This is a genomic window from Tolumonas auensis DSM 9187 (genome assembly GCF_000023065.1).
GTDB lineage: Bacteria > Pseudomonadota > Gammaproteobacteria > Enterobacterales > Aeromonadaceae > Tolumonas > Tolumonas auensis.
In genome coordinates, this window is record NC_012691.1 from 1,700,445 (window position 1) to 1,714,432 (window position 13,988).

Consider the following 13,988-nt stretch of genomic DNA (forward strand, 5'->3'; position numbering starts at 1 on the left):
AGGAATCAGTATGTATCGGACGTCCATAGGCCAACGCACTTATCAGTTCCCTGACCTGAAAAGCCTGATGGCTAAAGCCAGCCCGGCCCGTTCCGGGGATTATCTGGCTGGTGTGGCGGCAGCTACTGCTGAAGAGCGCATGGCGGCAAAGATCTGTCTGGCAGATCTGCCTTTAAAAGCATTTTTAGAAAATGCATTGATCCCCTATGAAGAAGATGAAATCACCCGGCTGATTATGGATGAACATGATCTGCAGGCATTTTCGCTGATCAGCCATCTGACAGTTGGTGATTTCCGCGACTGGCTGCTCAGCGAGCATGCCGACAGCTTTACGCTGGCGCGATTAGCACCAGGGCTAACGCCGGAAATGGTCGCTGCTGTCAGTAAATTGATGCGTAATCAGGATCTGATCCTGGTTGCCAAAAAATGTCAGGTAATAACCAAATTCCGCAGCACTATCGGCCTCCCGGGGCGCTTAAGTGTACGTCTTCAGCCCAACCACCCGACTGATGCGCTGCCTGGTATTGCCGCCGCTATGCTGGATGGTCTGTTATACGGCAGTGGTGATGCGGTGGTCGGCATCAATCCGGCAACAGACAGCCTGCCCGGATTGGCAAAACTCAATCATATGCTGGACGAAGTGATCCAGCGTTTTGAGATCCCGACACAATCCTGTGTACTGACACACGTCACCAATACCATTGAACTGATCAATCGTGGCGTACCAATCGATCTGGTGTTTCAGTCGATAGCCGGAACAGAAAAAGCCAACTCCGGTTTTGGTATTAACCTCTCGCTCCTGGCAGAAGCAGAAGCTGCAGCACAAAGTCTGCAGCGTGGAACGGTCGGAAATAACGTCATGTATTTCGAAACCGGTCAGGGTAGTTGCCTTTCTGCTAATGCTCATTTTGGTGTAGATCAACAAACCTGTGAAGCCCGAGCCTATGCTGTTGCCCGTAAATTCAAACCGCTGCTGACAAATACTGTTGTCGGATTTATCGGTCCGGAGTACCTCTACGATGGTAAACAAATCATCCGGGCAGGGTTAGAAGATCACTTCTGCGGAAAACTGCTGGGTGTACCGTTAGGGTGCGATGTTTGCTATACCAATCATGCCGAAGCGGATCAGGACGATATGGATACTCTGCTTACGCTGCTTGCAGCCGCCGGCCTGACGTTCCTGATCGGCGTTCCCGGTGCTGACGACATCATGCTGAATTATCAGAGCACCTCGTTCCATGATGCTCTTTATATCCGCGAATTGCTGAGTCTGAAACGCGCTCCGGAATTTGATAGCTGGCTGGAAAAAATGCGCTTGATCGATACACAAGGCCACCTGCTTGATCCTTCAAAACAGCATCCGTTGCTGATGCAATTACCATCACTGGGGAGTGCAGCATGAGTAACGATGTAATACATCAGAATCCATGGGATGAATTGCGGCAATTCACTGCAGCCCGCATAGCACTTGGGCGCACAGGCAACAGCCTTCCAACTAAAGAATTACTGAAATTCGGCTTGGCGCATGCGCAGGCGCGTGATGCCGTACACCTGCCTTTTGGCGCTGAAACGCTGGCTGAAGAGCTACAGCAACAGGGCTTTTCTACTTTACAGGCTCATAGTGCAGCACCGGATCGTGAAACCTATCTACGCCGCCCTGATCTGGGCCGTCAACTAGCCAATGACTCACGTGAATGGTTAAAACAACACGCAGCACCTGTAGATTTGCTCATTGTTGTCGGAGACGGATTATCCTCTACCGCCATCCACCGTAATACAGTGCCATTTTTACTGGAATTACGTCCCCGGCTCGAGGCATTAGGCATCACGCTGGGGCCTGTTGTTTTAACCCGGCAGGCCCGAGTTGCTGTTGGTGATGATATTGCTGAAACCATGCAGGCCAAAGCGGTAGCGGTATTGATCGGTGAACGCCCCGGATTGTCTTCCCCCGACAGTCTCGGCATTTATCTGACATGGGCGGCAAAAGTTGGCTTGCTGGATTCTGAACGCAATTGCATCTCAAATGTAAGACCCGAGGGACTTAATTATCCGGAGGCTGCCCACAAACTTAGCTGGTTATTAAGCGAGGCCTTCCGCCGTCAGTTAAGCGGCGTGGCGCTGAAAGACGAAAGCGATGATGTACCAGATATTCTCTTGCAGCGTAGAACATCAGCTACACTGAATATAACGTAGTTGTTCATTACCCTTCCTCCTGTTGTGTTGTTTGTTGTTAATTCGCTTTGTTTGATTTTCTTAAGGAGCCTTGGGCTCCTTTTTTTTGTTCTTTCAGATCAAAATAACCATTTTGACCGTATTTTTTTGATATGAATCACAATATGTTGACGACACCGTAATTAATGGTGTAATTTTACTACATCTTTTAGGTGGAGACGTACCTATGAAAATCGCATTATTCAGCGCTAAAGCATACGACCGTGATTATTTCGAACAAGCGAACCAACAATTCAGCTATGAGCTGGATTACTTCGATGTCCGGTTAGATCTGAAAACTTCCCGATTAGCTCATGGTTATCCGGTGGTCTGTGCTTTTGTGAATGACGATCTCTCACGACCTGTTCTGACCGATCTGGTAAATAACGGCACCCGCTTATTAGCAATGCGTTGCGCCGGATACAACAATGTCGATTTGGTCGCAGCAAAAGAGCTTGGGCTGACTGTAGTCCGTGTTCCTGCATATTCCCCTGAAGCTGTTGCAGAACACAGCGTTGGCCTGATGATGACCCTGAATCGCCGTATTCATAAAGCCTATCAACGTACCCGTGATGCCAACTTTGCACTGGATGGTCTGGTTGGTTTTAATATGTTCGGCAAAACAGCCGGGATCATTGGTACCGGGAAAATTGGTATCGCAACCTTAAGAATTCTCAAAGGTTTTGGTATGCGTTTGCTGGTCAATGATCCATTCCAAAATCAGGCTGCGATTGAGCTGGGTGCTGAATATGTTGATCTCGATACCCTGTTCCGGGAATCGGATGTCATCAGTCTGCACTGCCCGCTTTTCAAAGAAAACCATCATTTGCTGAATGCCGAGTCATTCGCGAAAATGAAAAAAGGCGTGATGATCATCAACACCAGCCGTGGTGCATTACTGAATGCACAAGATGCGATCCAAGCCCTTAAACAAGGCAAGATTGGCGCACTGGGTCTGGATGTTTATGAAGAAGAAAGTGAACTTTTCTTCGAAGACAAATCGAATGAAGTGATCACCGACGATACTTTCCGTCGTCTGTCTGCATGCCATAACGTACTGTTCACAGGACATCAGGCCTTCCTGACCCGGGAAGCACTGTTATCGATTGCCGGAACAACGCTCAATAATGCAAAAATCTTTGCAGCAAACGGAACAAGCGGCAACGAAGTGGAATAAATTTACAATATTCCAACATCATACAGGGGAAGCTGATGCTTCCCTTTTGTTTTAGAAAAGTCCGTATATTTACTACATAAAAACTTCTTTGATCTATCTCTCAAATTCACTTGCACATGACTGATCAGCCCTCTAGAATCGCGCGGATTTTTACATAAATCTAACGTTCATCAGGACGATGAACCCTTTGTGTGAGTTATTAACCGGAGAACTTCTCGTGAGCGAAAAATTGGCAAATCCAGCACCATTAGGTCTGATGGGTTTTGGTATGACCACTGTGCTGCTGAACATCCATAATGCAGGCTTCTTCCCTATCAGCGCTATGATTCTGGCAATGGGTCTGGCATATGGCGGTATGGCGCAAGTGATCGCTGGTATCCTGGAATACAAAAAAGGTAATACTTTTGGTGTTACTGCTTTCACTTCTTATGGCTTTTTCTGGATCAGCCTGGTATTCCTGATCCTGATGCCAAAATGGGGTTGGGCTGAAGCGGCTGACGAATTCGCAATGGGCTGCTACCTGCTGATGTGGGGTATTTTCACCCTGTTCATGTTCTTCGGTACGCTGAAAGCACCAAAAGCACTGCAAGTTGTATTCGGTTCTCTGGTTGTCCTGTTCTTCCTGCTGGCAGCTAAAGACTTTACCGGCAACGCGGCGTTAGGCACTTTCGCTGGCTTTGAGGGTATTTTCTGTGGTGCATCAGCCATCTACCTGGCAATGGCTGAAGTACTGAACGAAAAATTCGGTCGTACCGTACTGCCAATCGGTGAAGCTAAATAAGCTGAATTGATAATTAAAGAGACGTCGCTTAATGCGGCGTTTTTTTATAGCTGAAAACAGTAAAAACAAAAAGCCGGCATCTCAGCCGGCTCTCTTTTATCAAAAACTGAATCAATGCAACTTCAGGCGTGGACGTAAAATACGGTTCAGCTGACCAACCAGCATGATCAAACCTGTTTTCACATAACCATACAGCGCAACCTGATGCATACGATACAGAGAGATATACATCATGCGTGCAATACGGCCTTCAATCATCATTGATCCACGCATCAGGTTACCCATTAAGCTACCAACGGTAGAGAAATTACTCAGGGAAACCAGTGAGCCGTAATCAACATACTGATAAGGTTTCAGTTCACCACCATTGATCTGTGCCAGAATATTCTTCATGCACTGTGTTGCCATCTGGTGTGCAGACTGGGCACGAGGCGGAACCAGTTTGCCATCTTCCATCGCACAGGCAGCACAGTCACCGATCGCGTAGATATGATCATCAACTGTCGTCTGCAAAGTACCTTTCACAACCAGCTGGTTGGCACGGTTCGTTTCCAGACCACCGATTTCTTTCATGAAATCAGGTGCTTTCACACCGGCAGCCCATACCATCAGGTCAGCTTCAATCAGCTCACCGTCTTTAGTCATCAGGCCTTTATCCGTCGCTTCGCTGACAAAAGTTGCGGTACGGATATCCACTCCCAGCTCTGTCAATTCATGATGAGCAGCAGCAGAAATACGCTCCGGCAAAGCAGGCAGAATACGAGGACCAGCTTCAACAACGGTCACATTCAGGCTACGGCGGGACAGGTTTTTATAACCATATGCCGTCAGCTCTTCTACTGCATTATATAATTCGGCAGAAAGTTCGATGCCGGTTGCACCAGCACCTACGATAGCAATCTTGATGCTACCTTCCTGAGGAATATCAGTATTGCTGGTGGTACGGGAACCCGCAAAACGCAGGAATTTATCCATCAGAATATTATGGAAACGGAACGCCTGATCCGGGCTATCCAGGAAAATACAATTATCACGAACACCCGGCGTATTGAAATCATTAGAAACAGAACCCAGTGCAATCACCAGATAGTCATACTCGATTTCACGTTCACCTAGAACTTCTTCGCCCTTCTCACCATAAATAGGTGCCAGAACAACACGTTTTTCCTGACGTTTGATATCGGTCAATGTGCCTAACTGGAATTCAAATGCATTGTGGCGTGCCTGAGATTGATAGCTCAATGCATCAACCCCTGCATCAAGCGAGCCGGCAGCTACTTCGTGCAGTAATGGTTTCCATAAATGGGTACGGTTACGATCAACCAGCGTGATCTGAGCCTTACCATTTTTACCCAATTTACGCCCCATACGAGTGGCCAACTCCAGGCCACCGGCTCCACCGCCAATAATGACAATTTTGGTCATACCAGAAATACCTTTTTCATTACTTATGTTAAGGATGCGTTATACGTCCTCAAAAATCACTTGCTTAAGCCTGCATCTTTAAATGCTTTGATTTGTTGCAAGTGAGCTGACAGATCCTTGAATTTATGGGTTTGTTTCTCATCCCATATAATGTCGTAATAATCTTTCAATGTATCTGCAATGCATCTATTATCCATGACTTCATCGTTAACAGAAAGGATACAAATGCACTTTCCTGCATTTTTTTTACGGAATTCAGTTACACATTTAGATGCAATATCTGTGTATTCTTCCGGTCTTTCAATCCTGCCCTGCATATTCTTTTCAGGGGAAAGATTAGGATTAATCAGTACTTGCCGGATACCACATAAAAAACCAATACGCTCACTCCAGTACCCCCCAAGACCCACGCCACAAATCAGCGGAGCCGGATCATCAGATGTCGTGATATGGCGATGTACTTCTTTCAATAAATCACTCATATCCTGACGAGGATGGATAGTGCTGTAACTCACCAGGCGGACATCAGGATCGATAAAGCGAAGTTGCATTATTTTTTCAAAATTGCCAGGGCTGGTGGCGTCAAAGCCGTGCAGATAAATAATCATGATGGATCCCTCAATCAACAACCTTGTCAGGGATCCACCATAGCAGGTCTTACGCTAAGCGGTCACTGCCAAGCCTCGAAAGGCTGCTTAAGATCAAAATATGATGTTAATTAACAAACTCTTCGGTAAAAATCTGCACTCTGTTCTGCGTGTTTTTCCAGCGGGATGTCGACGTTAAACGAGACCAGTCACCATTATTTGTGCTGAGTAATGATTCTGCCCGGCTTGCCGGCGGATTTTGCAACCCATCCAGAATAGCCACTGCACCCGCTCTGTTATTACAGGCAAGCAGCATGTCACAACCGGCATTGAGGGCAGCCTGTGCGCGTTCAGGATAACCGCCGGCAACAGCCGCACCTTCCATGGTCAGATCATCACTGAAGATAATACCATTGAAACCATATTTTCCCCGTAACACTTCCTGTAACCAGAAGCGCGAGAAACCGGCCGGTTGATCATCCAATTCGGTATAAATAACGTGTGCCGGCATGATGGCATCCAATTTCCCGGCAGGAATTAACTCCCGGAAAGGCACCAGATCAGTTGCTTCAATTTCTTCCCAGGAACGATTGTCGCGTGGGCTTTCCAAATGTGAATCCGCTCTGACACTGCCATGACCAGGAAAATGTTTACCTGTCGCCTTCATGCCTGCCTGGTGCATACCATCAATAAAAGCAGAAGCAAGCTGGATAACCTGCTCCGGATCGCTACTGAAACTACGATCACCAATCACATTGCTGCCCCGCTCTAAATCCAGCACAGGCGCAAAACTCAGATCAATATCATGTGCCAGCAATTCAGCGGCCATCAGCCAACCGCACTCTGTCGCTAAGTCTGTAGCCTGATTCCTAGCCTTATGTAATATCCCCATAGGTGGAATCCGGGAAAAACCATTCCGGAAACGTTGAACCCGTCCGCCTTCATGATCAACTGCAATCAGCAATGGTTTATTTGCTGCCTGACGGATCGTCTTTACCAACGCGGATAATTGTGACCGGTCATGATAATTACGGCCGAATAAGATCACCCCACCCACAGTCGGATGTCTCAGTATTTCCCGTTCTTCTGCGTCCAGTTCACAACCCTGAACATCTAACATCAAAGGACCCATTACATCCCCGCTTATAATTAAGACATGATTTCTTGTGACTATTCTATATATAGGCAGACAGGAAGTGTTACCATTTGCTGCATCAGAATGATTTACTTCTGATGATGTTTTCTTTAGTTTTCATATGCGTAATGATTATTGAATTTATACAAGGAGAGTAAGCCATGGCCACACTGGATGAGATCCGCCAGTCCATAAATGAGATTGACACCCAGTTGCTCGCTCTTTTTGCCAAACGCCGCGCAATCAGTCTTGAAGTAGCAAGAAATAAACTATCTAGTCAGCGTCCAATCCGCGATCAACACCGTGAGCAAGAATTACTCGCCTATCTGACACAGGTAGGTCGCCCGATGGGGCTTTCAGCACATTTCATTCAGCGTGTATTTCAGCTGATTATTGAAGATTCTGTTTTGATTCAGCAGGATTTTATCCAGCAACAGCAAAACCCTGAAATAAAAGAAACCGGAACCAGTGTTGCTTACCTGGGGCCTCTGGGTTCGTATTCCAGCCTCGCTGCCCGCAAATTTCTGGGGCGTCAGCTGTCGGATATCCGGGAAGTTGGCTGCAGCAGTTTTAACCAGGTTTTTCAGGAAGTCGAAAGTGGTGCCTGCAGCTACGGCGTATTGCCAATTGAAAATCTAACGTCAGGTTCGATTAATGAAGTTTATGACCTGATGCAGCAAACCAGCTTATCTATTGTTGCCGAGCTCACCTATCCTATCGATCATTGCCTGTTGACTGCAGTTGATACAGATATTGCTGATATCGACGTTATTTATGGACATCCACAGCCCATAACGCAATCATCCCATTATCTCGATAATCATCCACATATCCGCAAAGTATTTTGTGACTCATCATCAGCAGCAATGCTGAAAGTAAAAGAGTTGGCTTTACCGAATGCAGCTGCTATCGGAAGTGCAGAGGGTGGTGAAATTTACGGCCTCATTAAATTAACCAATGGATTGGCCAATCAGCCCGAGAACTGTACCCGATTCTGGGTTGTCGCCCGTGATCCTGTGCGTGTATCACCATTAGTGCCGGCAAAAACGACTTTTATTATGTCGACAACACAGAAAACCGGCTCATTAGTTGAAGCATTGCTGATATTACGTAACCACAATATCAATATGACGAAACTGGAATCCCGTCCAATTCCCGGGAATCCGTGGGAAGAAATGTTTTATGTCGATGTGGCTGCTAATCTTGAAAGTGATGAAATGAAGTCAGCTATTAATGAACTGAAAGCTTCAATCAGATACATAAAAATTCTGGGATGTTACCCCAGCGAAGATGTTCATCCGGTTAATAGCCCGACAGCAGAATAAGAAAAAGCCCCGGACAAAATCCGGGGCTTTTTCTTATATATCCACAATATATTTACGCCATTTTAGACAGATATTGGGTCGCAGCCTGATATGGTAAAAGCTTACTATTCATTAATTTACATACAGATGACTGCCTCAGCGATTTATCTGCATCTAATTGGATAGCCTGACTAATTACAATACAGAGAGACGCATTACTACCTGGCGAAATAATCATCACATCACCATAGGTGAATTCTGTTACGACAGAGAATACTTCACCAAGCTCCGGCTCACCAGACAGCATATCGACATCCCGATAATACCAACTCTGACTTACTAGTGGCCTAGTGTATTTCACAGCAGCAACAGCATTCAGCACAATCTGAACTCTTTCCGGGTCAGTAAACGGAAATTCTCCGAGACATTCCAGAAAATGAAAATACAGAGACGAGTCGTCTAAAGAAAAATGCTCGGTGAATGCTTGTTTCTGCGCCAGCTGTTTTGGCGGCACAGACACAACAAATTGCATATCATCCGACAAATCAAGTAGAAGAGATTGGCGCTGCTCATCAAATACCCAGCGCCAATTTTCATCAGGAAGTAATATCATCCGTTTGCTCTCTATCCCGTTTTTTTCTTTTATAAAACAAACTGGAATATTTTTCAAACTGACAATGATATTTTCTGCAAATATCAGATGTTATTTACAATATTCTTTACCAAATCCGGTCCGTGATAAATAAAACCGGAATAAATCTGTACCAGCTGAGCACCTGCCTGCATTTTTTCTCTGGCAGCCATCGCAGAATCAATACCGCCCACACCAATGATCGGAATTTGCCCTTTCAGATATTCGTGCAATGACCGGATGATTTCTGTGCTCTTATTTTGCAGTGGGCGACCACTCAAACCACCGGTTTCAGCCGCATGTGGCATGTCATGGATCAACTCGCGATCCAGCGTAGTATTGGTTGCGATTACCCCATCGATACCATAACGCAGTAATGACTCTGCAACTTGCTTTAATTCTTCCTGAGATAAGTCAGGAGCAATTTTAACTGCCACCGGAACATACTTATTATGTTTCGCCGCCAGTTCTTTTTGACGCTCTTTAAGCGCCTTTAATAAATCATCCAGTGCTTCACCATACTGCAACTGACGCAAATTAGGTGTATTAGGTGATGAAATATTAACCGCAATATATCCGGCGTAGGCATAGACCTTATCCATACAGATCAGGTAATCATCCTTACCATTTTCGATAGGCGTGTCTTTATTTTTCCCGATATTAATACCCAGGATCCCTTTATAATGGCTTTTTTTGACATTCTCGATCAGATTGTCTACGCCCTTATTATTGAATCCCATCCGGTTAATAATTCCCTGAGCAGGAATAACACGGAAAATCCGGGGTTTATCATTTCCCGGTTGCGGACGTGGCGTTACAGTGCCAACTTCAATAAAACCAAATCCCATAGCGCCAAACGCATCAATGGCATCGCCATCTTTATCCAGTCCAGCGGCCAGACCTACAGGATTATCAAATTTGAGCCCCATAACTTCAACCGGGCGAGAAGGCAGTTTATTACGGAAAAACAACTCAAATGGAGTCCCTCCCATCCATGCCAGCTGATGAATACTCAATTCATGAGCAACTTCAGGATCAAGTTTAAACAGAAAATGGCGGGCTAACGGATAATAAAACATCAAGGTCCTCTCTCGAATGCGTTGGGGTCTCAGGCATTTGCTCTTTTCCCGGGTATTTTAGCCCGAAAAGCAGACCTGCGCATCTTTATGCAGTTGTATGAAAGATATTAATGACCCCAGAATATCAGTGAAGATATTTCCGGGGAAAATGTATACATAATGATTTGAAAGCAGGCGTGAATGTTCACACCTGCAATATTTTACTGCGCCAGAGCGCGGGATACTTTTTCATACAAGTCACGGGATAAATCAGCCCGCTCAGATAACCGCTGTAATTCCTGTCGCATCAACGATTGGCGTACAGGATCAAAACGTTTGAACTGTAGCAATGGTGTAATCAAACGCGATGCCACCTGCGGATTACTATGATTTAACTCATCCAGCATTTCTCTGAGGAAGGCATATCCTGAGCCATCAATTGCATGGAAGCGGTACGGATTAGCCGCACTAAATGTCCCGATTAGTGCACGCAACCGGTTCGGATTCTGCATACTGAAAGAAGGATGCGTGAGCAACGATTTCACAACACTCAGGCAATCAGTCGCTGGGGATGTAGCCTGCAAGCGGAACCAATTATCCATTACCAGCCCATCGTGCCGCCATTTGGCTTCAAATTCTGCCATCATTTTCTGCAGAACAGGCAATTCGCCCTGCTTTGCAGCCTGCATGGCAGACAACACATCTGTCATATTATCTGCAGCCTGGTAATGCGCAGCGATAATACTCCGATCGGTGTCATCACCATGCAGAGCGAGATATGTGAGACAGACAGCCACCAGATCACGTTTTGCTATTTCCTGCTGATTAAGCTGATAACTCGCTGATTTATTCTGCCGATATGTTTCCAGGAATACCTCATGCAGTTGTGTTGCCACTGTCTGTTCAATAAAGCATTTAACTTTGTGGATAGCATCAATATCAATTTCATCAAATAATTCAGCCATGCTACTTTCTGACGGCATCCGCAAGATTTCAGCGATGAGTGATTTATCCAACTCCGGATCGCGCAAAATTCCCATCAGTGCATTCAGCAATCCCTGAGGAAGTTCAAGTTCCTGTTGGTTGTGAATATGTTCAACATTAAGACGGATATACTTATTCAGCAGGGTCTGTGCTGCATCCCAACGTGTGAAAGCACTTTTTGAATGTTGCAATAAAACCAGCAGATCCTGATCATCATATGCAAATTCCAGTTTTACCGGTGCAGAAAAATCCTGCAGCAGAGCAACAACAGGCTTTTCAGTAATTTCGGTGAACTCAAATGATTGCTGATCACTGCAGACATTCAACACCTGATCATATTGATCACCAAGATAACCACCCCGCTGATCATACAAAGCTACACTCAGCGGAATATGCAAAGCAGACTTCTCATTCTGACCGGCCGTAGCAGGAGTATGCTGTTTAACATGCAGACTGTATCTTTGACTGTCGGCATCAAATTCATCGGTTACTGTCAGTACCGGAGTACCAGACTGGGCATACCAGCGTCGGAAAAGAGTCAAATCGGCACCTGATGCATCCTGCATTGCCTGGATAAAATCATCACAAGTTACGGCCTGCCCATCATGCCGATCCACATATAACTTCATCCCGGCCTGGAATTTATCTTCACCAAGAATAGTATGTAACATGCGGATCACTTCTGAACCTTTCTCATACACCGTCAGCGTGTAGAAATTATTCATTTCCATCACAACATCCGGACGGATCGGATGAGACATTGGACCAGCATCTTCTGCAAATTGAGGACCACGGATGATTTTGACGTTTCTGATGCGATTGATCGCTCTGGAACCCAGATCAGATGAAAACTCCTGATCCCGGAACACAGTCAGCCCTTCTTTTAAACTGAGCTGGAACCAGTCCCGGCAAGTGATCCGATTGCCCGTCCAGTTATGAAAATATTCATGGCCGATCACCCGTTCAATATCAAAATAGTCGGTATCGGTTGCAGATTCCGGATTTGCGAGAACAAATTTGGCATTAAAAACATTAAGCCCCTTGTTTTCCATCGCACCCATATTGAAGAAATCAACCGCAACGATCATGTAAATATCCAGATCGTATTCAAGTCCGAAACGCTGCTCATCCCATGCCATTGATTTTTTCAGACTCGCCATAGCATGATAACTTCGGTTCAGATTGCCCTTATCGACGAATAACTCCAGTGCAACAGTCCGGCCACTTTTTGTTTCAAAGGTATCTTTGAGAACATCGAAATCACCAGCCACCAACGCAAACAGATAACAAGGTTTAGGAAACGGATCACTCCACTGCACCCAGTGAGTACCGTTCGGGTTATCGCCTGCAGCGATACGATTTCCATTTGAAAGCAGAATAGGATAAGCCGTCTTATCAGCCGTTATTCTGGTAGTAAAACGGGCAAGGACATCCGGCCGGTCAAGATAATAAGTAATGCGTCTGAAACCTTCCGCTTCACACTGCGTACAAAAAGCATTTCCTGATTTATATAACCCTTCCAACGCGCTATTTGCAGCCGGATTAATCTCCGTCACAATTTGCAACTCGAATGAGTCAGGAACACCATCAATGCATAACTGATTATTTTCAATACGATAATCGGCTGTTTTTTTATCAACTAAAACAGAATGTAAAATTAATTCTTCACCATCAAGTACCAGTGAATTGGGGTGATTTCCCTGACGTTTAACCCGGCTCGTTGCAATGACTTTAGTGCAGTTTTCATCCAGTGAGATATCAAGATCAATCTGATCAATTGTGAAATCGGGCGATTTATAAGCTAAACGATGTTTTTCCTTTGCTACGACTGCCATTGCGCAACCTCCGATAGAAATCTATTTCACGTCATGAAATCATTATTTACATCAATAGCAAAGTAATTCCTCTTCACTTTTTTACTGTCAGCCAGCATACTGAAGACGGCAGGAAGCATGTTTTATATACATATGTAAGTGTGTATCCGGTGTTTACTATAATTTGTTAAACATCCTTCTTAGTCATAGGCGGAGCAACTCGATTGATTAGTGTATTTCTTGTGGATGATCATGAGCTGGTACGCACAGGCATTCGCCGCATACTGGAAGACGTTCGTGGTCTTCGGGTAGTCGGAGAGGCCGTGAGTGGAGAGCAGGCAGTCCAATGGTTCAGAGAAAATCAGGCAGATGTTATCCTTATGGATATGAACATGCCCGGAATTGGCGGTCTGGAAGCAACAAAAAAAATCCTGCGATTTAATCCTGACATCAAAATTATTGTTTTAACCGTTCAGACCGAAACGCCTTTCCCCCTGAAAGTGATGCAAGCGGGTGCCGTAGGTTATCTGACAAAATGTTCAGCACCCGATGAAATGATCCAGGCCATTCGCGCCGTTAACTCCGGACAGCGTTATATTTCCCCGGAAATTGCTCAGCAAATAGCACTGAGTCAGGTCTGCACACCGACAACAGACAATCCATTTAAAGCACTGTCTGATCGGGAAATGCAGATCACCATGATGATCACCAAAGGTGACAAGGTGCAGGATATTGCAGAGAGTCTCAATTTAAGTCCGAAAACAGTTAACAGCTACAGATACCGGCTTTTTGAAAAATTAAACATAAGCGGTGATGTTGAATTAACCAGAATGGCTATCCGTTACGGAATTTTGGACGCAGAAACGCTGTAAGCATCCAAA

12 protein-coding genes are annotated in these 13,988 nt (G+C 45.4%); 6 read left to right on the forward strand and 6 right to left on the reverse strand.

The window, feature by feature from the left end; genetic code table 11:
- Positions 1-10: 10 nt before the first annotated feature.
- The 4 genes from TOLA_RS07820 (at position 11) to satP (ending at position 4,169) form a co-directional block, all read left to right on the forward strand.
- Positions 11-1,402, forward strand: a complete 1,392-nt coding sequence (locus TOLA_RS07820) for an ethanolamine ammonia-lyase subunit EutB (RefSeq protein WP_015878619.1) — start codon at positions 11-13, stop codon at positions 1,400-1,402.
- Positions 1,399-2,193 (forward strand): ethanolamine ammonia-lyase subunit EutC, encoded by a 795-nt coding sequence (eutC, locus tag TOLA_RS07825; protein WP_015878620.1) that lies wholly within the window; start codon positions 1,399-1,401, stop codon positions 2,191-2,193. Before TOLA_RS07820 ends, eutC begins: the two co-directional genes overlap by 4 nt.
- 205 nt (positions 2,194-2,398) lie before the next feature.
- The gene (locus TOLA_RS07830) at positions 2,399-3,388 is read left to right on the forward strand and encodes a 2-hydroxyacid dehydrogenase (protein ID WP_015878621.1); all 990 of its coding nucleotides are present in this window, start codon (positions 2,399-2,401) and stop codon (positions 3,386-3,388) included.
- A gap of 217 nt (positions 3,389-3,605) precedes the next feature.
- On the forward strand, positions 3,606-4,169 hold the full coding sequence (gene satP, locus TOLA_RS07835; RefSeq protein WP_015878622.1) for an acetate uptake transporter: 564 nt from the start codon (positions 3,606-3,608) through the stop codon (positions 4,167-4,169).
- A gap of 111 nt (positions 4,170-4,280) precedes the next feature.
- Here the strand turns inward: satP and TOLA_RS07840 are convergent, their stop codons facing one another.
- The 3 genes from TOLA_RS07840 to nagZ all read right to left on the reverse strand — a co-directional run bounded on the left by TOLA_RS07840 (position 4,281) and on the right by nagZ (position 7,301).
- On the reverse strand, positions 4,281-5,594 hold the full coding sequence (locus TOLA_RS07840; RefSeq protein ID WP_015878623.1) for an NAD(P)/FAD-dependent oxidoreductase: 1,314 nt from the start codon (positions 5,592-5,594) through the stop codon (positions 4,281-4,283).
- Positions 5,595-5,650: 56 nt separating this feature from the next.
- Positions 5,651-6,202, reverse strand: a complete 552-nt coding sequence (ycfP, locus tag TOLA_RS07845) for an alpha/beta hydrolase YcfP (RefSeq protein ID WP_015878624.1) — start codon at positions 6,200-6,202, stop codon at positions 5,651-5,653.
- A 106-nt stretch (positions 6,203-6,308) separates the two neighbouring features.
- Positions 6,309-7,301: a beta-N-acetylhexosaminidase gene (gene nagZ / locus TOLA_RS07850; protein WP_245534232.1), complete on the reverse strand. Its 993-nt coding sequence runs from the start codon at positions 7,299-7,301 to the stop codon at positions 6,309-6,311.
- 176 nt (positions 7,302-7,477) lie between these two features.
- On the opposite strand from nagZ, the gene TOLA_RS07855 reads away from it, so the two are divergent.
- On the forward strand, positions 7,478-8,641 hold the full coding sequence (locus TOLA_RS07855) for a chorismate mutase (protein WP_015878626.1): 1,164 nt from the start codon (positions 7,478-7,480) through the stop codon (positions 8,639-8,641).
- A 52-nt stretch (positions 8,642-8,693) separates the two neighbouring features.
- On the opposite strand, the gene TOLA_RS07860 is transcribed toward TOLA_RS07855, so the two are convergent.
- The 3 genes from TOLA_RS07860 to pepN all read right to left on the reverse strand — a co-directional run bounded on the left by TOLA_RS07860 (position 8,694) and on the right by pepN (position 13,128).
- Positions 8,694-9,290, reverse strand: a complete 597-nt coding sequence (locus TOLA_RS07860; protein ID WP_148210433.1) for a cell division protein ZapC — start codon at positions 9,288-9,290, stop codon at positions 8,694-8,696.
- 26 nt (positions 9,291-9,316) lie between these two features.
- A complete protein-coding gene (gene pyrD / locus TOLA_RS07865) occupies positions 9,317-10,330 on the reverse strand; it encodes a quinone-dependent dihydroorotate dehydrogenase (RefSeq protein ID WP_015878628.1) in 1,014 nt (337 codons plus the stop codon).
- A gap of 200 nt (positions 10,331-10,530) precedes the next feature.
- Positions 10,531-13,128: an aminopeptidase N gene (gene pepN / locus TOLA_RS07870; protein ID WP_015878629.1), complete on the reverse strand. Its 2,598-nt coding sequence runs from the start codon at positions 13,126-13,128 to the stop codon at positions 10,531-10,533.
- Positions 13,129-13,331: 203 nt separating this feature from the next.
- Between pepN and uvrY the strand changes: the two genes are divergently transcribed.
- Entirely contained in the window at positions 13,332-13,979 is a 648-nt protein-coding gene (gene uvrY / locus TOLA_RS07875; protein WP_015878630.1) for a UvrY/SirA/GacA family response regulator transcription factor, read from the forward strand.
- The last annotated feature ends 9 nt before the right edge of the window (positions 13,980-13,988 follow it).